Annotated in this window: 21 protein-coding genes, 3 tRNA genes and 1 riboswitch; of the genes, 17 read left to right on the top strand and 7 right to left on the bottom strand. The window is 32.8% G+C overall.

What is annotated here, in order from left to right; genetic code table 11:
• The first annotated feature begins 49 nt into the window (after positions 1–49).
• Positions 50–179, top strand: a riboswitch (FMN riboswitch).
• 87 nt (positions 180–266) lie between these two features.
• The 6 genes from D7D81_RS12675 to D7D81_RS12700 all read left to right on the top strand — a co-directional run bounded on the left by D7D81_RS12675 (position 267) and on the right by D7D81_RS12700 (position 4,781).
• Positions 267–824, top strand: a complete 558-nt coding sequence (locus D7D81_RS12675; RefSeq protein WP_125990474.1) for an ECF transporter S component — start codon at positions 267–269, stop codon at positions 822–824.
• A gap of 442 nt (positions 825–1,266) precedes the next feature.
• Complete coding sequence (locus tag D7D81_RS12680) at positions 1,267–2,091, top strand: peptidoglycan DD-metalloendopeptidase family protein (RefSeq protein WP_164522250.1); 825 nt, start codon at positions 1,267–1,269, stop codon at positions 2,089–2,091.
• An 11-nt stretch (positions 2,092–2,102) separates the two neighbouring features.
• Positions 2,103–2,306 (top strand): hypothetical protein, encoded by a 204-nt coding sequence (locus tag D7D81_RS12685; RefSeq protein WP_125990476.1) that lies wholly within the window; start codon positions 2,103–2,105, stop codon positions 2,304–2,306.
• A gap of 66 nt (positions 2,307–2,372) precedes the next feature.
• On the top strand, positions 2,373–3,134 hold the full coding sequence (locus D7D81_RS12690; protein WP_125990477.1) for an MBL fold metallo-hydrolase: 762 nt from the start codon (positions 2,373–2,375) through the stop codon (positions 3,132–3,134).
• Positions 3,135–3,156: 22 nt separating this feature from the next.
• Positions 3,157–3,639: a tRNA (uridine(34)/cytosine(34)/5-carboxymethylaminomethyluridine(34)-2'-O)-methyltransferase TrmL gene (trmL, locus tag D7D81_RS12695; RefSeq protein ID WP_205739213.1), complete on the top strand. Its 483-nt coding sequence runs from the start codon at positions 3,157–3,159 to the stop codon at positions 3,637–3,639.
• Positions 3,640–3,755: 116 nt separating this feature from the next.
• The gene (locus D7D81_RS12700; protein ID WP_125990478.1) at positions 3,756–4,781 is read left to right on the top strand and encodes a peptidoglycan DD-metalloendopeptidase family protein; all 1,026 of its coding nucleotides are present in this window, start codon (positions 3,756–3,758) and stop codon (positions 4,779–4,781) included.
• 31 nt (positions 4,782–4,812) lie between these two features.
• On the opposite strand, the gene nrdD is transcribed toward D7D81_RS12700, so the two are convergent.
• The 3 genes from nrdD to D7D81_RS12715 form a co-directional block, all read right to left on the bottom strand.
• The gene (gene nrdD / locus D7D81_RS12705) at positions 4,813–4,947 is read right to left on the bottom strand and encodes an anaerobic ribonucleoside-triphosphate reductase (RefSeq protein WP_125990479.1); all 135 of its coding nucleotides are present in this window, start codon (positions 4,945–4,947) and stop codon (positions 4,813–4,815) included.
• 71 nt (positions 4,948–5,018) lie between these two features.
• Positions 5,019–5,717 (bottom strand): anaerobic ribonucleoside-triphosphate reductase activating protein, encoded by a 699-nt coding sequence (locus tag D7D81_RS12710; RefSeq protein ID WP_125990480.1) that lies wholly within the window; start codon positions 5,715–5,717, stop codon positions 5,019–5,021.
• On the bottom strand, positions 5,714–7,753 hold the full coding sequence (locus D7D81_RS12715; RefSeq protein WP_125990481.1) for a ribonucleoside triphosphate reductase: 2,040 nt from the start codon (positions 7,751–7,753) through the stop codon (positions 5,714–5,716). Before D7D81_RS12715 ends, D7D81_RS12710 begins: the two co-directional genes overlap by 4 nt.
• A 197-nt stretch (positions 7,754–7,950) precedes the next feature.
• On the opposite strand from D7D81_RS12715, the gene D7D81_RS12720 reads away from it, so the two are divergent.
• The 4 genes from D7D81_RS12720 to D7D81_RS12735 all read left to right on the top strand — a co-directional run bounded on the left by D7D81_RS12720 (position 7,951) and on the right by D7D81_RS12735 (position 9,233).
• Complete coding sequence (locus D7D81_RS12720) at positions 7,951–8,673, top strand: radical SAM protein (protein ID WP_286169673.1); 723 nt, start codon at positions 7,951–7,953, stop codon at positions 8,671–8,673.
• Between the two features lie 56 nt (positions 8,674–8,729).
• A tRNA-Lys gene (locus D7D81_RS12725) sits at positions 8,730–8,805 on the top strand.
• A 9-nt stretch (positions 8,806–8,814) separates the two neighbouring features.
• Positions 8,815–8,891: transfer RNA gene (locus D7D81_RS12730), tRNA-Met, on the top strand.
• Positions 8,892–9,157: 266 nt separating this feature from the next.
• A tRNA-Phe gene (locus tag D7D81_RS12735) sits at positions 9,158–9,233 on the top strand.
• 222 nt (positions 9,234–9,455) lie between these two features.
• Here D7D81_RS12735 and D7D81_RS12740 read toward each other — a convergent pair.
• Complete coding sequence (locus tag D7D81_RS12740; RefSeq protein ID WP_125990482.1) at positions 9,456–10,376, bottom strand: tyrosine-type recombinase/integrase; 921 nt, start codon at positions 10,374–10,376, stop codon at positions 9,456–9,458.
• A gap of 276 nt (positions 10,377–10,652) precedes the next feature.
• Here D7D81_RS12740 and D7D81_RS12745 point away from each other — a divergent pair, with 276 nt between their 5' ends.
• Together D7D81_RS12745 and D7D81_RS12750 are read left to right on the top strand one after the other, a co-directional pair.
• Positions 10,653–10,895: a glutaredoxin family protein gene (locus tag D7D81_RS12745; RefSeq protein ID WP_125992144.1), complete on the top strand. Its 243-nt coding sequence runs from the start codon at positions 10,653–10,655 to the stop codon at positions 10,893–10,895.
• Between the two features lie 87 nt (positions 10,896–10,982).
• Positions 10,983–11,786: a hypothetical protein gene (locus D7D81_RS12750; RefSeq protein ID WP_125990483.1), complete on the top strand. Its 804-nt coding sequence runs from the start codon at positions 10,983–10,985 to the stop codon at positions 11,784–11,786.
• Here the strand turns inward: D7D81_RS12750 and rlmD are convergent.
• Entirely contained in the window at positions 11,776–13,131 is a 1,356-nt protein-coding gene (rlmD, locus tag D7D81_RS12755) for a 23S rRNA (uracil(1939)-C(5))-methyltransferase RlmD (protein WP_125990484.1), read from the bottom strand. The two genes, D7D81_RS12750 and rlmD, sit on opposite strands and share 11 nt — an antisense overlap.
• 413 nt (positions 13,132–13,544) lie before the next feature.
• Here rlmD and D7D81_RS12760 point away from each other — a divergent pair, with 413 nt between their 5' ends.
• The 5 genes from D7D81_RS12760 (at position 13,545) to D7D81_RS12780 (ending at position 21,304) form a co-directional block, all read left to right on the top strand.
• Positions 13,545–14,606, top strand: a complete 1,062-nt coding sequence (locus D7D81_RS12760) for a LysM peptidoglycan-binding domain-containing protein (protein ID WP_125990485.1) — start codon at positions 13,545–13,547, stop codon at positions 14,604–14,606.
• 36 nt (positions 14,607–14,642) lie between these two features.
• Positions 14,643–16,616: a S8 family peptidase gene (locus tag D7D81_RS12765; protein WP_125990486.1), complete on the top strand. Its 1,974-nt coding sequence runs from the start codon at positions 14,643–14,645 to the stop codon at positions 16,614–16,616.
• Positions 16,617–16,750: 134 nt separating this feature from the next.
• Complete coding sequence (locus D7D81_RS12770; protein WP_125990487.1) at positions 16,751–17,260, top strand: flavin reductase family protein; 510 nt, start codon at positions 16,751–16,753, stop codon at positions 17,258–17,260.
• Positions 17,261–17,345: 85 nt separating this feature from the next.
• Positions 17,346–19,415 carry a thioredoxin domain-containing protein gene (locus tag D7D81_RS12775; protein ID WP_125990488.1) on the top strand — a complete coding sequence of 690 codons (2,070 nt, stop codon included), beginning with the start codon at positions 17,346–17,348 and terminating at the stop codon, positions 19,413–19,415.
• Positions 19,416–19,576: 161 nt separating this feature from the next.
• Positions 19,577–21,304, top strand: coding sequence for an ABC-ATPase domain-containing protein (locus D7D81_RS12780; RefSeq protein WP_125992146.1), 1,728 nt, complete (start codon positions 19,577–19,579; stop codon positions 21,302–21,304).
• A gap of 433 nt (positions 21,305–21,737) precedes the next feature.
• On the opposite strand, the gene D7D81_RS12785 is transcribed toward D7D81_RS12780, so the two are convergent.
• Entirely contained in the window at positions 21,738–22,055 is a 318-nt protein-coding gene (locus D7D81_RS12785) for a LysM peptidoglycan-binding domain-containing protein (RefSeq protein ID WP_125990489.1), read from the bottom strand.
• Positions 22,056–22,286: 231 nt separating this feature from the next.
• Positions 22,287–24,032: an IS1634 family transposase gene (locus D7D81_RS12790; RefSeq protein ID WP_125986259.1), complete on the bottom strand. Its 1,746-nt coding sequence runs from the start codon at positions 24,030–24,032 to the stop codon at positions 22,287–22,289.
• Between the last annotated feature and the right edge of the window lie 172 nt (positions 24,033–24,204).

Consider the following 24,204-nt stretch of genomic DNA (forward strand, 5'->3'; position numbering starts at 1 on the left):
TTTACTTGCAAATTATCTTGCAGTGGTTTATAATATTAGTAAACTTATATATTATCTTCAGGGCAAGGTGAAGGATAAAACTTATCCCAATTCCTGACCGGTGGTTATAGTCCACGAGCAGATGCTGAACTGGTGAAATTCCAGTACCGACGGTATAGTCCGGATGAAAGAAGAATATTTTTATGCCCTGGGGAACCAGGGTATTTTTTATCTTTGAGCTTTAAATTATCTGCTCTGAAGAAAATTTAATTCAGGAGGAAGATAATATGGATGTAAAAAAAATTGCTAATGTTGGAGTGTTGACTGCTTTATCATTGATCCTTATGCTGTTAATTAAAATTCCTTACCCTCCAATGCCTTTTTTACTATATGATCCAGGCGATATTCCAATTCTAATCATTGGTTTTCTTTTCGGTCCTGTTGCTGCCTTAATATCAACTTTAATAAATTCAATTATAATGGCAGCCTTTGTAGGTGATGGAATTTATGGGGCATTGATGCACTTTTTATCTACTGGGGCATTAGTTGGAGTCGCAGCTTATATCTATCATAAAAGTCATAATAAAAAAGGTGCTGTTAAGGGGCTAATTGCTGGCACACTAGCTATGGTAGCTATTATGGTGCCTGCCAATCTAGTTATAACACCTATCTTTATGGGGGTTGATTATAAACAGGTTTTATCAATGATCTTACCCTTTATACTACCATTTAATCTTATAAAAGCCCTGACAAATTCTATGGTAACATTTCTGGTTTATAAAAGGATTGCTGATTTTCTAAGGAGAACAGGTTTATTAAGGATTGATAATACAATTAAAGTTTAATTTTTCTTAATCAGCCAAGAATTATATGATTTTAAGATTGTGGATAATTTTAAAGGCCGACCAATATATTTACTTACCTTGTCGTGCACTATGGCGTCCTGCCTTCGTTTACTGTCGAGAAATTGTCTTCCGGCTCACTGACTCTTCTTTTTATAACGCATGGTCGAGTCAGTATCAGGCCATCGAGGCCAAGTTCCATGCCTCCAGCCAATTTCTAGAGTCGTCCAGTAAATATATTGGTCTGGTTTATGATAAGTAGTTAACTTTGAGTGAAAAGTGGTTCTAAGAAAAAATTAATAATTAGTGATTAAGTCTGGGTGGCGAAGCCATTTTGTTCTTCATCCAGGAAAAAGTCCGGTGTAAAAACCGGACTTTTTGTATATAATATTATAAACTGGTAAAAATACAGAGTGTAACATATTTTGTGATGGGGGTTATAATTATGGACTATAAGCTACACATTATAATGATTTTGCTTTTGATCTGCTTAATGTCTACACTTGTTCTGGCAAATACCTATACTACATATACCATAAAAAAGGGGGATACCTTATCACTTATTGCTAATAGCTTTAATATTAAAACAGAAGAAATAATCAAAATAAACAATATAAAAAATCCAGATTTGATATTAGTGGGAGAAAAAATACGTATTCCGTCAGAAGGGATAAAATATACAGTAAAATCAGGTGATTCACTCTGGAAAATAGCCCAATCTTTCAAAGTTAAACTCCAACAAATAATTAATCTAAACCGTATTACTAAACCAGGTATAATCTATACTGGACAGAAATTAATCATTCCGGTTACAAATGATAGGACAAGGTATCAACTTGCTTCACGTGCAAAGAGTATCAATTATATCTGGCCTGTACAAGGTAGGATATCCTCTGAATATGGCTGGCGGATTCACCCTATAAGGAAAAAAAGAGAATTCCATACAGGTTTAGATATAGCTGTCCCATATGGGACACCAGTTTATGCAGCTGAAGATGGTATTGTTGAATTCAGCAGTCAGGCAGGTGGTTATGGAAAACTTGTTATTATTAGACATCAAGACAATAGCAAGACATACTATGGTCACAATCTGCTTCTTAAAGTTAATAAAGGTGATCGGGTAAAGCAGGGTAAAGTAATTGCCTTAAGTGGTAATAGTGGTACTTCTACAGGTCCACACCTCCATTTTGAAATAAGGATTAATAATAAACACTGCAATCCACTGCAATACCTCAATAAAAGATATCTTAATAATGGATTCAAAATTTGAAAGGGGTTAAGATGAAGACTGAAAAAAAAATAGATGAAATAATTAATTTTATTAGATTACACCCAGAGTCCACAGCCAGTCAGGCCATAATGAGACGTTTTTTAATTAATAAAAACAAATTTGAAACCAGTACGGAGATTAGTTTTGAATTGAAAAATATCTTACAGGAAAAGGGAAATGATGAGATAGACTTTTGTTATTACCTGGTTAAATAAAAATTTGACAAATATATCTCACTCTTATAAAATTTCTTATATATAATAAAGAGTGGGGTTGATTTTTTGAAAATCACTTTTTTAGGAACAGGGACCTCACATGGGGTTCCTCTAATTGGTTGTAATTGTGATATCTGTCTGTCAGATGATCCAAAAAATAAGAGAAATCGTTCTTCTGTTTATATACAATTTGATGATTTGAACCTACTTATTGACACACCACCTGAATTACGCCTTGGACTACTTAAAAATAATATTTCTCAGGTTGATGCAGTATTATATACTCATCCACATGCTGACCATCTGATGGGCTTTGATGATATTCGTGCTTTAAACATGATTAATAATAAAACAATGCCCTGTTATGGCAACAATTATACTATTAAAGAAATAAAAACTGTTTTTCCTTATATTAATCACAATATACAGCAAGGTGGGGGTATACCTGATGTAAGGCTTATTACAATTAACTCTAATTTTTTAATTAAAGATAAAGAGGTTTATCCACTACCAGTAAAGCATGGCAAACTGGATATCTACGGCTACAGGATTGAAAACATGGCTTATATAACTGATTGTAGTTTTATTCCAGAAGCAACCTTTAAGCAGCTTAAAGGGATTGACCTTATCATACTGGGTGCCTTAAGATACCGACCTCATTCTACACATATGAATATTGAACAGGCAATTAAGACTATTAAAAAACTCAATGTATCCAGAGCCTATCTGACACATCTTTCACATGAAATTGAACATAATAAGGTATCCAGAGAACTACCTGAGAATATATTTCTTGCTTATGATGGTTTAATAGTAGAGGTTGAATAGAGGAGGAAAGGGAGGAATAGTAATGAATATTGTACTTGTAGAACCTGAAATACCACAGAATACTGGTAATATAGCCAGAACATGTGCAGTTACTAATAGTAGTTTATATCTGGTAAAGCCCCTGGGTTTCTCAACAGAGGATAAATACCTTAAAAGGGCTGGTCTGGATTACTGGGACAAAGTAGATGTATATTACTATGATTCTATTTTTGATTTAATCGCTGATTATAATGATAGCTCCTTTTATTTTGCCAGTACCAAAGCACCTCAAAGCTATGATCAGGTTATCTATAAAAATAATGATTTTCTAGTATTTGGTAAAGAAACAGCTGGTCTACCGGAGTCTTTGTTAAAAAAATATCTTGATTATACTATTCGTATACCGATGGGAAATGAGCTTCGTTCACTTAATCTAGCAAACTCTGTGGCTATTATATTATATGAAGGGTTGCGCCAACTCAATTTCCCATCTTTAGTAAATAACGGTTTATTGAGAAATAATTAATGAAAATATAGGCTTTTTAAGAAATAAAATTATATAATTTTATTATATAAGGAGGACTTTTAGCTTATCATGTAGAACTCTATTATGATTAGATTATTTATTCTGGGAGGAAAGTTATGAAAAAGAGGTCATTGGTCTTTATATTACTTATATTTTTAACTTTACAATCAGCAATTTTTTTTCATGTTCATGCCTTTAAAACAGAATTAGGGGACAGGGGGACAGGGGTCAAGGAAGTACAGCAGTATTTATTTAACCTTGGTTATGATGTCAGTGTTGATGGAATATATGGAAATCAGACTAAAATTATTGTTAAGGATTTTCAGTATAATAACGGACTTAAGGTAGATGGTGTTGTCGGTGATAATACCTTTAAATTATTAAAAGAAGTATGCAAAAATATAAACTATACAGTAAAAAAAGGTGATACTTTATCAACAATTGCTGTTAACTATAATGTATCTATAGCTGATATTAAGAGAATCAACAACTTAAAATCTGATTTAATAACTATAAATCAGGAATTAATTATTCCCAAGACCGGTATAGGTGGTGGAGATGATAATAAACTTTATTCTACGATCTACCATGTGGTAGAACGGGGGGACAGCCTGTATACCATATCTAAAAGGTATGGTGTTGATATACAAACAATTAAATTGGCCAATAAATTAACAACAGACCTGATAGTAATTGGCCAGACTATTGTTATACCATATAACAAAGCAAATAATAATGAACCCTTTAAATTAACAAAGGGTGCTTTAATCTGGCCTGTTTTAGGCAGAATATCTTCTGGATATGGATATAGAATTCATCCTATCAGAAAAACAAGACACTTCCATGGTGGTATTGATATAGCTATACCACTAGGCACTAAAATATATGCAGCTGCCGGTGGAAAAATAGTACAGAGTGGTTATTATAACGGCTTTGGTAAGACTATTATTATTGACCATGGTAATAATATTAGAACACTTTATGCCCATAATTCAAGATTATTGGTAAGAACAGGTGCTAAAGTAACAGTCGGACAGGTTATTGCTCTATCTGGTAGTACCGGGACCAGTACAGGACCACATCTTGATTTTCGAATATATAATAATGAAAAAACAGTTAATCCATTAAATTTCTTACCTTAAATAAAAAAAGAGCCGATCGGCTCTTTTTTATTTAATTATTTTGGTCTAATATTTTATCATATGTCCTACGATCCTTAAATTCTTCTTTTTTACCTTTATTCCATTGAGAAATAGGGGTCAGAAATCCAACAACTCTGGAATATATTTCACATTTTTGTCTCTGCATTATTAATCACCTCCCTATTTTTTTTAATTTTCACTTGACTTTCACTTGACATAGGACGTCTAAAATATTTTTTATTCTCTGATATATACCTTTTGAACATAAGGTGCTATTGTTTTTTGAAAATCCTCTAATTTATATAAGGGAAAGCTTGTTATTCCCATTAATTTAGAATTATAGCATATATCAGCCTTGAAGTTTTGTATATAATATTTTTCAGCACCTTCAATTAACAGACCAATATCCTTAAAATCTTCATTTTCATGGAAACCAGGGACAACTGTTGTTCTGAACTCATAGTCAAGCCCGCTTTTTTGAATAATATTAATGCTTTTTCTTATACTGCTAAGAAAATCAAACTTACTACCAGTAGTCTTAGGATACTTATCAAGTGATGACTTAATATCCATAGCAATATAATCTAATATACCTGCTTGAATTAAGGTTTCTAATATCCCTGGTTTGCTACCATTTGTATCCAGTTTTATTTTAAGCCCCAGTGTCCTTATCTCAGTGATAAATTCTTTTAAATCAGCTTGAATAGTCGGTTCACCACCAGTTATGCTGAGAGCATCAATCAGACCCTTTCTTTTTTTAAGAAAAGACATGACTTTATTAACAGACAAATAACTTTCTTCATTACTATCAGGGGCAATTAATGATGGGTTATGACAATAAGGACAGCGGTAATTACATCCCTGTGTGAAGATGATAGTACTTATATAACCCGGGTAGTCAATTAAACTTGTTTTCTGTATCCCGCTGATTTTCATACAGAAACCCTGGTTTCTGCTTTAGAATAACCCTGTTCAGCATCACATTTTGGACAGTATTCATGTTCACCAGGCAGATAACCATGAACAGGACATATACTAAAGGTTGGTGTAATAGTATAATAAGGTAACTTAAAGTTTTCGGCAATTCTTTTAACTAGCAATTTAGTACTTCCAGTTGATGGCAGGTGTTCTCCTAAAAAGCCGTGTAAAACAGTTCCACCAGTATATTTTGTCTGTAATTCATCCTGTAGTTCTAGGGCTGTAAAAATATCATCTGTATAAGCAACAGGTAAATGGGTAGAATTTGTATAATAAGGGTTTGCCCCTTCACTGGATACCCTATCTTCATTAGCGGCTATAATACTACTGCCAAACCTCTCTTTATCAAGTTTAGCAAACCTATATGAAGTTCCTTCAGCAGGGGTTGCTTCTAAATTGTACATATTCCCTGTGTCTTCCTGATAACTTACCATTCTTTCCCTCATATAGGCCATTACCCTGGAGGCAAATTCCAGACCAGCAGTACTTCCAATATCTTTATCCATAAAATTAATCAGGGCTTCATTCATTCCATTGATACCAATTGTATTAAAATGATTTTGCCAGTAATCACCAAAACGCTGTTTTATATCCCTTAAGTAAAATTGTGAGTATGGATACAACCCTGTTTGTGTAAATCTCTCCAGGATTTTTCTCTTTATCTCCAGGCTATCACGTGCTACATCCATTAAATGGGCTACCCTATCAATAAAATCTTTTTCACTACTAGCAAGATAGCCAATCCTGGGTAGATTTAAGGTAACAACACCAATACTCCCGGTCATTGGATTAGCACCGAAGAGACCACCACCACGTTTTCTTAATTCACGGTTATCCAACCTTAATCGACAGCACATAGAACGGGCATCTTCAGGGCTCATGTCGGAATTAATGAAGTTTGAAAAATAGGGGATACCATATTTCGCTGTCATTTCCCAGATTGGTTCATAGAGTTCATTATCCCAGTTAAAATCAGCTGTAATATTATAAGTTGGAATTGGAAAAGAAAACACCCTCCCTTTGGCATCACCTTCCAGCATTACTTCTGCAAAGGCCTTATTAAGCATATCCATTTCATCCTGAAAATCTCCTAGAGTCTTATCAACAGGCTTACCTCCAATAATTGCCGGTTGATCAGCAATAGCAGGTGAGGGTTGAAGATCCATAGTTATATTGGTAAAAGGAGTTTGAAAACCAACCCTTGTCGGTACATTCATATTATATATAAATTCCTGAATACACTGCTTTACTTCATTATAAGCTAAATTATCATAATAAATAAAAGGGGCTAGATAAGTATCAAAATTAGCAAATGCCTGGGCGCCAGCAGCTTCTCCCTGTAAGGTATAAAAGAAATTAACAATCTGTCCCAGAGCAGTCCTGAAATGGCGAGGGGGTTTACTCTCTACTTTGGTAGCCACCCCACCAAAACCGGTTAATAATAAATCATGTAAGTCCCAACCACAACAATAGACTGATAAATTACTCAGGTCATGTATATGTAGATCCCCATTACTATGTAGATCACGTATTTCCTTTGGATATATTTTGTTTAACCAGTATTGACTAGTTATTTCAGAGGAAATATGGTTATTAAGCCCCTGTAAGGAAAAACCCATATTACTATTTTCATTTACCTTCCAGTTGCTTTTATCCAGATAACTGCTGATTACATTCATAGCATCACTAAATAATTTTTTGGTATCCCTTAATTCTGCATGCTGTTCCCTGTATAAAATATATGCCTTGGCAATATCAGCATAGCCTTTTTCAATAAGTATCTTTTCGACTAAATCCTGTATTTGTTCAACATTTGGTATACCACCATCTTTGTAAAATATGTTTAAATATGAGAGTACTTCCTGGGTTATTTCTCTGCTTATTTCTTTATTATCCTGCCCAACAGCTTTTGTTGCTTTTAATACTGCATTTTCAATCTTTTTTTCATCAAAATCAACCTTCCGACCATCACGTTTCTTAATAAATTCAATCATAAAAAACCTCCCAAAACAATATATTGTGTTATTTAAAATTAATGATACTATATATTGTATTATTCTACTTTTTTTAAAAAAATCCTGCTTTTATAAAATTATTTTTTGTTTTAAATATGAAAAACGGTGTTATTTTGATATAATACTTAATATGAGCAAATTATAGAGCATAAGAGATTATAGCAGAAGGAAGGGATATGTTAATGAAGTTAAAATATATTTTTGGGCCTGTTTTATCAAGAAGATTAGGAAATTCCCTGGGAATAGACCTTGTTCCCTATAAAACCTGTTCACTTGACTGCATTTATTGTGAATGTGGTAAGACCAATAATCTGACAGCCCGAAGAGAGGAGTATGTACCAACAAAGGATGTAATTAATGAACTGGATAGATATCTTATTAATAAACCGGAAATTGATTATATCACATTTTCTGGTTCAGGTGAACCCCTTTTACATAATGGAATAAAAAGAATCATTAATTATCTTAAAGATAATTATGATTATAAAATAGCCTTATTAACAAACGGGATTCATTTTATAGACAGGAGTGTAATAGAAGAAGTTGAAAGAGTGGATTTAATCATACCATCTCTTGATGGAGTAACACAGGAGACCTTTATAAAAATAAATAGACCCCTTAAAAACATTTTTATAGATGATGTCATTGATGGTTTAATTAAATTGCGCAGTAATTTTAGTAATCAGATCTGGCTAGAAATCTTTATTATTCCTGGAATAAACGATAATAATGATGAACTTGTAAAATTTAAAGAGGTAATAAAGAAGATTAAGCCTGACCGGGTACAGCTCAATAGTCTGGATAGAATCGGTACCTTGAAAAATATTAAAAAGGCTTCAGAAAAGGAATTACAGTCAATTGCAGAACTTTTTGAAGGGAAAATTGATATAATTACTTAAAAAGCCTTGACAAAAAAAAACAAAGATGGTAAGATAGTAATCGTTGTAATAAAGCAGGGCCATTAGCTCAGTCGGTAGAGCACCTGACTTTTAATCAGGGTGTCGGAGGTTCGATTCCTCCATGGCTCACCAATATAATAGCGCGGGGTAGAGCAGTCTGGTAGCTCGTCAGGCTCATAACCTGGAGGCCGTCGGTTCAAATCCGGCCCCCGCAACCATTATTTTCTTGTATGATTTTAGTTAAATATGGAGTGCCTGTGGTGCAACCATAATGTTCTTGTATGGTTTATTTAGATACGTAGTGCCTATGGTGCAACCAAAACAGAAGTAGGATGTAGGAAGTCGGAGATAAGATTGTATGCAAATACATTTTGCACAACCTTACTTACTAACAACTTTCAAATCCTCTTCATTTTGTAATAATCTTTAGAAGTATTAGTCTTTGGTTTCTTACATCCGACCTCTGACCCCTTACTTCCAAAATGGTGAGATAGCTCAGTTGGTAGAGCAGTGGACTGAAAATCCACGTGTCGACAGTTCGATTCTGTCTCTCACCACCATCTTTATTTCTAGATTAATACAGATATATATTACTTGATCATACTTAAGCCGAAAGGCTTTTTTTAAGTTTACTGTTGAAAAAATAAAATCATAATTACTGCGTATCAACAGATTTATCGACATAGGATTAAGACTGTGAATCAGGAGGTATTAGCAGGAAATTACAAACTTATAGAGAAAGAAGAGATAGACTATCAATCAGCTGATAAAGAAAGTACCATTTAGAAATCTGGCAGCTCATCAATGGCCTTTTTCTTTTCCTCTATATCTGTATGGGTATATATCTGGGTTGTTGATATATCAGAATGTCCCAGTAAATCTTGAACTATCTTGATATCTTTAGTCTGATAATATAAAATCGAAGCAAAGGTATGCCGTAATTTATGTGGGGTTATCTTTTTATAGTTTTTTACACCAGCCAGTTTTGCATATTTTTTTACCAGTAGTTGTATCGTCCTGACACTAATTCGTTTGCCATGACGGGAGATAAACAAGGCATTAATAGCTGTTTGATCTTTAATTTTTATTTTATTCCTTTCAGGTAGATAATTATCTATGGCCATTATTATATCATTATGTAGGGGAAGATTTCGTTCTTTATTCCCCTTACCAAAAAATTTAATTGATTCATTTTCAAAATCAATGTTGGCCAGATTAAGGTTTACCAGTTCTGAGACCCTTAAACCAGCATAGAGGAATAATTTCACTATGGCCAGATCCCTTTTTTGATTAATGCTATTATAATTTTTTATTGCCTCAACATATTTACGAGCATCATCTAGTTTCATATAGATGGGTTCAGCCCGGGTTGCAGTCCTGCTTGATTCAATATCGACTGCCGGATTATTATTAACATACTCATATTTATGAAGAAATTTATAAAATGAACGTATTGAATATAGTTTTCTATTCCTGGTAGATGGTGCATTATTATTAAGTAGTATAATATCTCCAAGGAATTCGGAGATTTCATATTTTGATATGTCTTTTAGTAATATTTCTTTATCAAAATCCATTTTATCAAGTAAATACTTATAAAAAAGTTTTAAATCTCCAATATATTCTTTAATTGTTAATTTAGAATATCCTTTTTCAACATGGAGATATTTTTCAAAAGCCTTAACTGCCTGTAAGTATCTCATTATCAGTCCACCTTTATTTAGTTCTTTATTATATATTCAACAAAAAACAAATTAATCCTTTTATGAACAAAATGGCTTCGCCACCCAGACTTAATCAAATATATCAGCTTTCTTAAGTCAACTATTTATTACACATAGTTAATAATAAACTATTAGCCAGACAAATATATTTGTCTGCCTTTAAAGTTATCCACAATTTCTAAATCACATAGTTTTCTTGGAAGTAAATATATTTGTCGACCTTTGGAATTGTCAAAAAAGAAAGGAGAATATATCATGGAAAATTTAACACTTTATTACTTTCCAAGTTGTCCATTTTGTAGAAAGGTGTTGAAATTTATTGAAAAAAATGGTTTGAATGATAAGATTGAGTTTAAAAACACCAGGCAGGATGACAACGCAAAGAAAGAACTCCTGGAGATTGGAAGGAAAGACCAGGTTCCCTGTCTGTTTATCGATAACAAACCACTCTATGAATCTAATGATATCATCACATGGTTAAAAAGTCACTATTTATAAAACCTGGCTTACTACTAATCCCTTTCAGGCAGGAATATCTTAAAATATACAGAAATAATAAATATACTGTGAAAAGGGAGAAATTTTATGACTGGTTTAGAATTATTAAAATCAATTTATAGCTATTACAGCAATCACCCCTGTCTGATTATTATAACATCTATTATGCTTTTGTTTTTTTTCCTCGAATTTATCCTTAGCCTCAGGATTAGCCGCAGGTTAAAGCTTATGGTCAAAAAAATGGAGGAAGATAAATTAACAGAAGACAAGTTTTTATTAAATTTAATAAATGATTATAAAAGTACTGTTCATAATAAAGATTATCAGCTAATAAATCCGGAGGCTTATGTTGATTCATTCTTGGCACGTAAAAAAAGTTGTTTATTACATAGCAAGGAGATACTTAAACAGAGTGATTATATTTTTATTCTAACAGGGTTATTTAGTAGTTTTATAATAATTTTATTTGGAATTACCAATCTTAACCTGGAGGGGGTGACTGGTTTAAATGACCTTTTTACTAGTCTAAGCACTCTACTATTTTCTTTAAAACCAGCCTTAATAATAATGACCCTTAGTATTATTTTCGCTTTATTAAGCAATATCATACTGCGTTTCTGGAATCTAGATTATCGATTAGATATATTTAAAAGTGTATTAATAGACTATTTATTAAATAATATTGACACAAATAATTCCTCACCTGAAAAAAACTTATTTTTAGGTTTAATTAAGGCAATTAAAAAAAACACGGTAACAATTGATGAAAGTATTAATAATAAACTAATAAAGCACCTCCAGGATATGGAAGAGAAACTTAGTATATTCCAGCTGGAAGAAATCAAATCAGCTGCTGGAGAAGAAGAACTTGATGAAAATCCTACTTGCTAAGATAGGCAACTGATTCTATATGGTTAGTATGTGGAAACATATCTACACACTTAAATCTATTAACCGTATAACCACTGTCCTGCATTATATTTAAATCCCTGACAAGTGTCCTGGGATTACAGGAAACATAAATCAGTTCATGACAGCCATATTCTATTATTTTATTTAGGGCAGCAGGGTGTATACCTGGTCTTGGGGGGTCAACAATAATCAAATCAGGTACTTCTTTTAATTCAAATAGTTTTTCCTGAACATCACCATTTATAAAACTGCAGTTTTTTATCTTATTAATTTTCAAATTCTCTCTAGCCATTTCAACAGCCTCTTCTATTATTTCAATCCCTATTACTTTATTAACATCTTCAGCTATCACCTGGGAAATACTTCCTGTACCACAGTAAAGGTCAAAAACAAATTTATTTTTACCATCTCCTAAAAAATCTTTCACTACCTTATAAAGGACCTCTGCCGCATAGGTATTTGGTTGAAAAAAGGAAAATGGTTTTATTTTAAATCTCAAATTTAATAATTCCTCAAAATAAAAATCCCTACCATAATGGATTATTAGTCTATCACATTTGACTGCATCAGCATAGTCATCATTGATGGTCTGTAAAAAACCAACTAATTCCCCCTGAAGCGGCAACATTTTAAGCTCTTTACTAAGTTGACTAAAATCATGTTTGAGCTGAGAGGTGGTTATAAGATTAACCAGTATTTCACCAGTTTTTAATCCCTTTCTAATTACTAAATTACGTAGAAATCCTTGGCGGTTTTTTACATGATACCTCTTCAACTTATGTTTTCTCATATATTCAATTATTAATGACAGGATTGCCCTGAAATCACTATCTACCAGAACACAACTATCTACTGTAATAACATCAAATCTTCTTCCCCTGGGGTGAAGACCAAGTTGTAATAAACCGTCTTTCTCTAAATCTCCAAAACTAAACTCCATTTTATTTCTATATTCAAAAATACGGGGACTGGGTAATAGGCCTTGAAAATTATCTATCCCTTTAGCTTTAAATAGTTTTTTCATTTGTTTCTCTTTTTCAATAAGCTGGATATCATAGGGGAGGGTCTGCTGATTACAGCCACCGCAGGATTTAAAATGATTACATTTTTCTTTAATTTCTTTACTTGATCTCTTAATCACCTCAAGTAATCTGCCTATATAATAATCTTTTTTCTTTTTGTGGATTTTAACCTTAACCTTTTGGCCGGGAAGGGCATGTTTTATCCGAATTTTTTTATTATCTAAATACCCTACACCAATCCCTGGATAATTTATCTCTTCGATATATACCTCCTGAATCGACCTTCGTTTTATACCCACCATCGTATCAGATCCTTTCTATAACTTAATATCTTTAAAATGATATGTTTTATTATATATAATAATTATCTGCTAGTAAATATAATTTTCTATTTTTATTTTAAGTGTGTGTTCAAAAAGAATTGTTTTAGGTGATTATATATCCCGGAAGTCGAGTTAAGGTACTACCATTGCGACACAAGTCGATTCGTTAGTACTGGCCTCAACAATGCGTTTATAATAGAAGAGGGCAGTGAGTGAAGGGGTGTATAATCATCGGGATATAAGCAGGGGCTTTTCGAACAGACTCTTTAATAAAAAATGTTTAATAAAATAAGCCTTATGTAAGATATTATAAAATAACAAAAGTTTCTTTTGTGTTATCATCATACATCCTGTATAATAATGTCGTATCTAAATATAAGGAGGGGAAGATCTTGGGAAAAAGGAAATATCAGGTCTTATTTATTATTTTATTATTAATACTAGTGTTTAATGTTAATGGACAGGCAGAAAGCTATGATAATTTAAGTATAGAAGAGGCAGGTGAGATACTTAGAACAATCTTAAATGATAGTATAACAGAGGAAGACTTAATTAACAAGTTAGCAGAACACCCTTTGGTTGAGATTATGGGGTATGTTGAAACAAGCAATGAGAATTATACCTTGTATTATGTTGAATCCGGTGACAGCTTATATAAGATTGCCAATAGGTTTGATACCACAATTGATGAACTTAAAAAGATAAATAATCTCACACATGATTATTTAATCATTGGACAGAAATTAAAAATACCTTCAGAAAAAACTTATGTTAGTTATACTGTAAAACCAGGCGATACTCTTTATCAAATTGGCAGACGATATGATATATCTGTCAAAGAAATTAAAGAACACAATAATCTTAAAAATGATTATCTTTTAATTGGACAGCAATTAACCATCCCTGTAAATGATATCGATAAAAATTATACCTATGAAGTTAGAGCAGGGGATACCCTTTATAAAATTGCTAGAAAATTTTATACTACAATAGCCGAAATTAAGGCCATCAATAATTTGATATCTGATTATTTATTTATTGGACAAAGATTACACATTCCTGTAAGCCAACCAGATAAAGGCTATCAGAAGGTTGATGTTACAGATTATGAAAAAGAATTGCTAGCCCGAGCAGTTTATTCTGAAGCTAGAGGGGAGCCGTTTGAAGGGCAGGTTGCTATTGCAGCTGTTGTACTTAATAGAGTACTCCATCCACTATTTCCGGATACAGTTGAAAAAGTAATCTTTCAACCATGGCAGTTTACTGCAGTTCATGATGGTCAATTCTGGTTAACACCAAATAGAGCTGCTTATAATGCAGTAGAACTGGCTCTGGAGGGATGGGACCCTAGTAATGGTGCTATTTATTATTATAATCCTGATACTGCTTCCTCAAGATGGGTTTTTTATCGTACAGTTATTGTAAAGATAGGTGAGCATTACTTTGCTGTCTAAGGAATTTAGCTACTAGTTCTATAGGGAGGAATCATATTGAAAAGAAAATATATTTTGCTTTTATTTATTTTTATAGTATTATCACCATTATTGTTTTTCCAGAATGCTCAAACAATTGATTATAATTATCATATAGTCAAACCCGGTGATAGTCTCTATAAAATAGCTATAGAGTATCACACAACAGTTAACATTATTCGAGAATTAAATAATATTTATACAGATTTAATATATCCTGGACAAAGAATTAAGGTTTCCTTAAAGAATAATGATAATACTAATGATTACTATATTGTTCAAGCCGGGGATAGTCTTTATAAAATATCACAGATGTTCAATATCTCTATAAGTACTTTAAAAAATATAAATAATCTTAGTTCAGATATTATTTATATTGGACAGAGCTTATTAATTAGAGAGAAAGACAATTTACACAGTATAAGTGGACAGGTTAATTTTAACAATAAATCTTTAGGTACACAAGTTATATCAGAGGATCATACAGTAATCAATGAAATACTGCCCTTAAAAATTAATCCTAATTTACCTAGATATACTGAAGATGAAATTATTGTTAAGTATAAACCGGTATCTGTTGAAGAGAATAATCAAGAATCCACAGACAATAGTGGATTAATTACTATTAATAGTCTGGATACCAAAGAAGGTAAAATTGTTCACTATCGGGTACCAGAGGGTGAAGACATTAATGAATTTATAAGTAAATATAGAGAATTAGATAATGTTGCCTGGGTTGAACCAAACTATATCTTTTATACAACAGCAGTACCCTCTGACAGTTATTATAATTATCAATGGGGACACATTAATGTAAATCTTGAGGCAGCCTGGGATATAGAAAAAGGGAGTGAAAATGTAACTGTAGCTGTCATTGATACAGGTGTTATCACTACTCACCCTGATTTAACAGAAAATCTGCTTCCTGGTGTAGATTTTGTAGGTGGTAAAAAAACATATCCTATTGAAGACTATGATATAACAGATTATGACCCTACAGATGAGACTAAATTAGTTGATGGTGGTAGTCATGGAACACATGTTGCTGGAATAATCGGTGCAGTTACTAATAATAATAAAGGTATTGCTGGTGTTAACTGGCAGGTTAGTATACTCCCGATAAGGGCTTTAACCAGAAAAGGTGGTACTAGCTGGGATATCGCTGAAGGAATTTATTATGCAATAGATAAAAATGTAGACATTATAAATTTAAGTCTAGGTAGTAATCACCAGAGCAGCCTACAACATGAAGCTGTAAAAACTGCAGTAAATAAAGGTATTACTGTTATTGCTGCTGCAGGAAATGAAAATAGTTCTGTTTATTATCCTGCCGCCTTTCCGGAAACAATAGCAGTAGGTGCTATAAATGAAAACAATCGAAAGGCCTCTTACTCAAATTATGGCCCAGAGGTTGATCTGGTAGCACCTGGTGGTGATTATGGAAATCCAATCTATAGTACCTGGGGGTACTATAAAGAGGGTAAAACTGTAGCAAGTTATACTGGTATGATAGGTACTTCAATGGCCACACCGTATGTTAGTGGTATAGCAGCCCTTTTAAAGGCATATGGTATTAATGACCCCAATGAAATTAAAGAACGCTTAATCAGTACAGCAAAGGACCTTGGGGAAGAAGGTAAGGATAATACCTTCGGTTATGGCCTGGTGGATGCCCATAGTGCACTGTTAGAAAAAAAAAATAACCAAGCAGTAGTTTTTACCGGGACTATTGACGGCAAAATGATAAAAACTAAAAGTGAGGTAAAAAAAATAAATTATGACAGGTCTTTTAGATTAGAAGAAGTCCAGGAAGGCAAGAACTTTGTCTTTGCCTGGCTGGATATAAATAATGATCATATAATTGATAGTGGAGATTATTTTGGTAAAACAGAAAAAGAGTTAATAGTTGATAAAGATATAAACGGCCTGAAGATTGACCTCTTTTATATTCCTGCTGGTATAGACAGTCCACTTTTTACAATTGAAAATTAACTTTATAAAGAAACAGGGAGGATATATATCCTCCCTGTTTAACTATTATAATTAATTATCCTGCTTTACTATCCTATAAGAGCTATGTTAAAATATTTAATAGAGCAAAACAATAGATAATAGGGGGTTTTTATATGTTAGTAGAAGTTGGGTATAATGATTATGCAGAAGAAATGTTAGATAACCTGGAAAAAGGAGGCTTTCTTACTGTTGCTAATGAAAATAAAGTTAATACAATGACAATCGGTTGGGGGAGTCTAGCTTATATCTGGGGCAAACCTGTTCTTATGGTAATGGTGCGAAAATCCCGTTACACCTTTCAGCTTATAGAAAACACTAATGAATTTTCAGTAAGTATTCCTTTTGAGGGTAAGATGAAAAAAGAATTAACATTCTGTGGAACAAAATCAGGTAAAGACTATGATAAGATAGCAGAGTGTAATCTTGAATTGTTAAAAGGTACTAAAACTAATACCCCACTAATTGCCGGTTGTCAACTTCATTATGAGTGCCAGATCTGCTATAAACAAGAGATGGCTCCTGCAAATCTAATCAATAGTTTTCAGGATTCATGGTATGCTGATAATGATTATCATACACTATATTTTGCTGAAATTATCGGCAGTTATCTTGACAAGAATTAATATTATTTAGAATTAGTTTTTAAAATTACATCAAGGTATATTAAACCTCCTATTGAAGGATAATACTGATAGGGGGTGTTTTTTTATGACTACAAAAACTAAAAGAAATGCAAATCACTTAATAAATGAAAAATCTCCATATTTATTACAACATGCTTTTAATCCAGTTAATTGGTATCCCTGGAATAAAGAGGTTTTTAAAAAGGCCAAAAACAAAGATAAACCTATTTTCCTCAGTATTGGATATAGTACCTGCCACTGGTGTCATGTAATGGCCCATGAATCCTTTGAAGACTTTGAAGTAGCACGTTTAATAAATGATACATTTCTTGCTATTAAAGTTGACCGTGAAGAACGACCAGATATTGATAATATTTATATGGATGTCTGTCAGTTAATAACCGGGAGTGGTGGCTGGCCTTTAACAATTTTTATGACAGCAGATAAAAAACCCTTTTATGCTGCTACCTACCTCCCTAAAGATAGCCATTATAATCGGATAGGACTCCTGGAATTAATACCAAAGATAAAGGAATTGTGGAAAAACAAAAAGAATGAATTATTAAATTCAGCTGATAAAGTAAGTGGGATTTTAGTAGAAAAAAATAAAATAGGAATAAAAAAAGAACTAAATTCCAATATTCTTGCTAAAACCTATCAAATTTTAGAGAGTCATTTTGATGAAGAATACGGTGGTATTGGAATAAAGCCTAAATTTCCAACACCTCAGCAATATTCTTATTTATTAAGATACTGGTATAGTACAAATAAAGAAAGGGCCCTAGAAATATCAGAAAAAAGCTTGTTAGCAATGAGAGCCGGGGGGATCTATGACCACCTTGGATATGGTTTTCATAGATATGCTACAGATAGAAAGTGGTTATTACCACACTTTGAAAAAATGCTCTATGACCAAGCTATGATTGTTTATACCCTGGTTGAATTATATCAGATAAATAGTAGTAATATTTATGCCAGAACTATTAAGGAAATAATTGATTATTTAAAGGGTAAAATGTTAGCAGCTGAAGGTGCTTTCTATTCAGCAGAAGATGCTGATAGTGAAGGAGAAGAGGGGAAATATTATCTGTGGTTTGAAGAAGAACTCAAGGATATTTTAGGTGAAAATTCAAGTGAATTTCTGGATATATACCAAATAAAAACTGATGGTAATTTTCATGAAGAAAGCACTGGTCTAAAAACAGGTAGAAATATTCTGCACCTGGCAAACCCGCTAACTAATGATTCTGTATTTAAGGAAATTGATAAATTTACGGAGGAAAGAGAAAAATTACTTTCCAGCAGAGAGGAAAGGGTTCCACCGGAAAAGGATGACAAAATACTAACTGACTGTAATGGGCTAATAATTGCTGCCCTGGCCAGAGCAGGTTTTGTCTTAAAGCGGGTGGAATATATTAATCTGGCAAAGGGGGCTGCTGATTTTATTTTAGAAAAATTATATCAAGATGAAGAATTACTACATAGATACCGTAGTGGGGATTCTTCATTAAGAGCTAATATCGATGATTATGCTTTTTTGATCTGGGGATTGATTGAATTATATAATAGTACTTTTGATAGTCAATATCTTGAATCTACTTTAAAGTTAAATAAAAAGATGATTAAATTATTTTGGGATAATCAAGATGGAGGATTTTTCTTTACTGTAGAAAATAATCAGGATTTAATACTAAGGAGTAAGGAAATATATGATGGAGCAGTTCCTTCAGGTAATTCTATAGCACTCTGGAATTTAATAAGACTAAGCCATATAACTGGTAATAAAGACTATGAAAAAAAGGCTTATAGTTTAATAAATTGTTTTGCAGAAAAAGTAGAAGAAAATCCTGCTGCTTACTGCCAATTTTTAATTGCTTTCAATTCATTACAGGAATCTTATTTTGATCTAGTAATTGTCGGAGAGAAGAAAGACAGGAATACACAGGAAATACTCGACTATTTTAGAAATAATTACTTTCCTAACCTACAGATTATCCTGAAAGAATCCAACAGGGATAAAATAAATGAATTTGCTCCATTTATTAAAGAATATGAAAAAAAGAATGGACAGACAACCATATACCTTTGTAAAGATTATTCCTGTAAATTACCTACAAACAAGCTAGCAGATATAAAAGAGATATTAAATAATTAAATAATTAAATAATTAAATTAAGTAAAAACTGCCATGTTTCAATATATCCTACCAATATCAGTTATGATAATCTTTGAAATATTATTTTAATCCTGTTATAATAATTAATAAAATATCCCAATTATATATTTTGTATTTATACGGAGGTTAGATTTAAAATGATGAACAAAGAACATCTTTATAAAGAATTAAACAATATTGATGGAAGGGGTTATAAGGCCTATAGGCAGATTCAAAACAACTACTATGACTTTGGCAAATTTATAATCGGAATTCCTTATGTCCAGGGTGACCCCTATGCAAGTCCATCCAGTGTAATTATAAAAACCAAGGGGAAAATAAAAGATTTTCCGGAGTGGCTCTTTGAAAATGAAATTAGGCTTCAAGCTGTTGAAGATTACCTGACCAGGGTTATTACAAATAATATAAAAAAATATGCCCGTGGTAATAGAGGATCAGGAAAAAGTGGAAGGATAAATATTGTCCATACCGGGCAGGAAGTTATAAAAAGGACATCAGTAGAATTTAGCAGAGATTACATAGAAGCCCGCTTAACAGTCGGTCTACCAGCTAAAGGCAGACGAGTACTTGGACACCAGGCACAGGATCTCTTTTTTAAAGAAATATCTAAGATTACTGAAAATAGCCTCTTTTTAGCCAATATAAATCAGCAAGCCTTAGAAAATCATGTGAGGGTTGTTGAAGATCAACATGTCTTAAGGGAATTATTGTCTTCACAGGGCTTGCTGGCCTTTATTGCTGATGGTTCTATCTTACCCCGGAGAAGTGGTGTTGATGATCGGCCGTTAAGCAGTAATAAAGTCGTTCCCTTTCAATCGCCTGCAGAATATGAATTAAGCTTTAAACTACCCCACAAAGGTGAAATCAAAGGTATGGGTATTAAAGAAGGTATTACCCTGATAGTCGGTGGAGGTTATCACGGCAAATCAACACTTTTAAATGCCATTGAAAGAGGGGTTTATAATCATATCCCAGGTGATGGACGGGAATATGTGGTTACCCGCCATAGTGCCTTTAAAATAAGGGCTGAAGACGGCCGCAGAGTAGAACGGGTTGATATCAGTCCATTTATAAATAATCTACCCCAGGGAGAGACAACTAAAGACTTCTCAACAGATAATGCCAGTGGTAGTACATCACAGGCTGCCAATATAATAGAGGCTCTGGAATTAGGTGCAGGTGTTTTATTAATAGACGAAGATACCTGTGCTACTAACTTTATGATCCGTGATGCCAGGATGCAGAAACTTGTTGCAGATAAGAATGAACCGATTACACCATTTATTGATAAAGTTAAACCACTCTATAATGAACACAATGTTTCTACTATCCTGGTTGTCGGTGGAGCCGGGGATTATTTTGATGTTGCAGATCGGGTTATAATGATGAATAAATACAGACCTATTGCCGTAACTGAAGAGGTTAAAGATATAGCCAGTAAATTACCTACTAAACGTGAAAGTAAGCTTAATACTTCTTTCGGCCAGATATGTCAACGTATTCCAGAACCAGCAAGCATTAATCCACGGAGAAAGGGACGGATAAAAGTTAAAACCTATGGTATGGATACAATCCAATTCGGGAGAGAAAATATTGATCTTTCTTACTTGGAACAACTAGTCAATCAGGAACAAAGCAAAACTATTGCCGATATCTTAACTTATGCCATTACAAATGATATTATAGATGGGCAAAGAACTATTAGGGAGATACTAGATAGAATATATGAGCACCTCCAACAGAAGGGCCTTAAGATTATTTCTCCTTTTAATAGTCCCGCTGGGGCTTACGTTTTGCCACGACCATATGAAGTAGGTGGCGCCTTAAACCGCCTGCGTTCACTCAAAATTAAAGATATTATCTACTGATTACGCTAAACCAAGCCCGCAGCCGATAAAAATTATTTGTGGTTTGGTTTTCCTTTGTTATATTTTCTTTATTTTCTAAATATAATAAATTATCCACAATCATTTGAAATTATCCACATTTTTCCGTGAGATATCCACAGTTTAATGTTATTTTCGCAAAATAAGTATTTTGCGAAGTTTTATTGAGAGAATATTCGACAGGGATTATCTTTTTTATTGTGCAAAACAATAAAATATTTTGTCTTTTAATTGTCATAAGGTATATATTATAGTAGTTTATATATTAATTAAGCTTTTTCTGTTGTCAAATCTTAAGATATAAACTCCTGTGGATAATTATCTCTCTTTTCTCTAAAAATAAAGAGAAAATAATCCTTTATCTTACTATTTTATCTTACTATAAGGATTATTTTCTCTGATTTATTATTTGATTTTATTGCGGCACTTTAATTTCTTGTCCAGGTTGTAATATTACACTTTCTAAAGAATTCGCCTTCTTAATTTTATTTACAATTTTCCTTAAATCATCATTCTTATCATTGTAGTTTCTGGCAATACTCCATAATGTATCCCCTTTCTTGACAATTACCTTTTCCATAACAAGGGTTTTACTACCATATGAAACAAGGTTAATAAATAGTAATAAGAAAATAACTGCTGAAATAAACAGAGCTTTTTTAAAATGTTTTTTCTTAGGTAAAGACCTCTTATATGTATTTTTAGTCTTTAGATAGTACATTTTCATCTTCATCCCCCCAAACAAACTTGTGTACTAAACAAATGTTCCTTTATATTCATATTATAACAGAACATTTGTTTTTTTGTCAAGGGTGTGCCGGATTTTTCTTGAACGACTGTTTGCTATTTCTTGCCCTCTATGCTATAATCCCATATTTGACAGTTGAAAAAGCAAAAAGCCGTATAAACCTTATAAATAAAAGGTTTCTTACGGCTTTCTTTATGTAAAAAAGTGCGTATTTTTTTAATTTTTTGTGTCTCTAATTATTTTTTTAATTTTTTTGTTAGTGATAATCTGATAGTCTGTTCTAAAACCAAAAATCTCATGTAAATTATCAGTAAAATTATTTCTGGTATAAGCAGGGATATAGCCTTCGCCTCTGGCTTCTAGAAAATTCATGTTTTTCAAATTTCGGATGATTGTTGGACAAGTAAATTCACTGTTCAGTCGTTTTTCAAGAAGTCGGTAAATCAACAATGAAATAAAACAGGTTATAAAATGAGCTTCAATGCGTTCATCTTTACTTAAGTAAACCGGTCTTGCTTTGAATTCCGTTTTTATAATTCGGAAACATTCTTCGATTTGCCAACGACCTTTGTTGACCTTTATAATCTCTGAAATATTAGCCTCTAAGTTGGTACAAATACCATAAAATCCATCGTATATCTTTTCCTTATCAATTACATCCGTGTTGATATGATAGATTTTTTTGTTGGCGATTTCGCCGTCATCTGTACAAGTCGTTGTTTTAATAAAACGGCGATAATCGTTTTGGCTTGCTTTACCTATTTTGGATGGATTGGAATCAATTTTCTTTTGAGCCCGTAAAATTTGTTCCTGTCGGATACGTCGCTGATAATTACGATATTTAAAACTAAAAGTAACAATCATTTTTTGCTCTAAGCCATTTTCTTTAATCCACCGTTCTTTATAAAAGACTTTAGAAAGCCAACGTTCTTTTTTATGGTTGTCCTTTATAGCGTTAATTTTTTCTTCCAATTCAGAAAGGTTATACAATTTTTGGCTATCTGATAAAGACCAACCCCTTGGGTTAAGGGCCCACTCTTTAAGGTGTTTCCTTAATTTTTTAACCGATTGAGTTGTGATAAAGGCACGATTACCAATATCATTAAAGCGTCGATTATTATAGGAGGCAAGACCAGCATCCGTACAAACAACAAACTTTGATAATTTAAAATCATCAATGATTTTTTTCTCTAGAGGTTTTAAAGTTGTTTGTTCATTGGTATTTCCTTTGTGAATAGAAAAGGCAAGAGGAATACCATCTCCATCCATGAAAAGGCCCATTTGTACAATGGGATTAGGACGGTGTTCCTTTGAAACTCCATACTGTTTCAATCCTTCTTCCTGCTCAATTTCAAAAAAGTAATTGGTACAATCATAGTAAAGAATACCTGTATTACGTTTGGAAACTTTTAAGCTGTTTTTATATAGAGTGCTTTGAATAAAATTAGACTCTTTTGCCAAAATATCAAGAGCTCGATAAACGTGTTGAAGATCAAAGTTTGGTGGCTCAATAAAAGTAGCTGCCTGACGATGCGTTGTTAACTTAGATGAGGGAAATAAAATACGTCCATAAACCAGTCGAGATAAGATATTATTAAGATCAAACGTAAATTTATATTTATTAGATAATCTATCACAAAGTTTATCAAGAGCAAGTTCATAATATATTTTTTGAAGAAAGAGATAACCACCATTAAAAACCCGTTGTTGGTCTTTTTTGATTTTTTTAACAGGAGAATATTTAACAATAACTTTCTGTTTTTTCTGCCGTTCTTTTTCATTCAATTCCTTAATATATTCTTTTGCCCATTGGATAGGGTCTTCTCCGTTTAACTTCTCTAATAACTCATCATATGTACCAAGTTTCTCTACAATTTTGGTTGTGCGTTTTCCTCTTACGTTTATATCCTTAATGACATAGAGAGAAGACGCATTTTTGGATTTACTAATATTCAATCGCATAAAAATTCCCCCTTATCCTTATATCATACCACATTACGGTAAATTACGCAATAGAAAAGTGGAAAATTTGACATAAAAATAAGCCTATATCAAGGCTTTCGGAGATTTTTATCTTATGCAACTGTCAAAAACCCGTACATTTTCATCTTCATCCCCCCAAACAAACTTGTGT

It is taken from the genome of Halocella sp. SP3-1, assembly GCF_003953885.1.
Taxonomy (GTDB): domain Bacteria; phylum Bacillota; class Halanaerobiia; order Halanaerobiales; family DTU029; genus Iocasia; species Iocasia fonsfrigidae.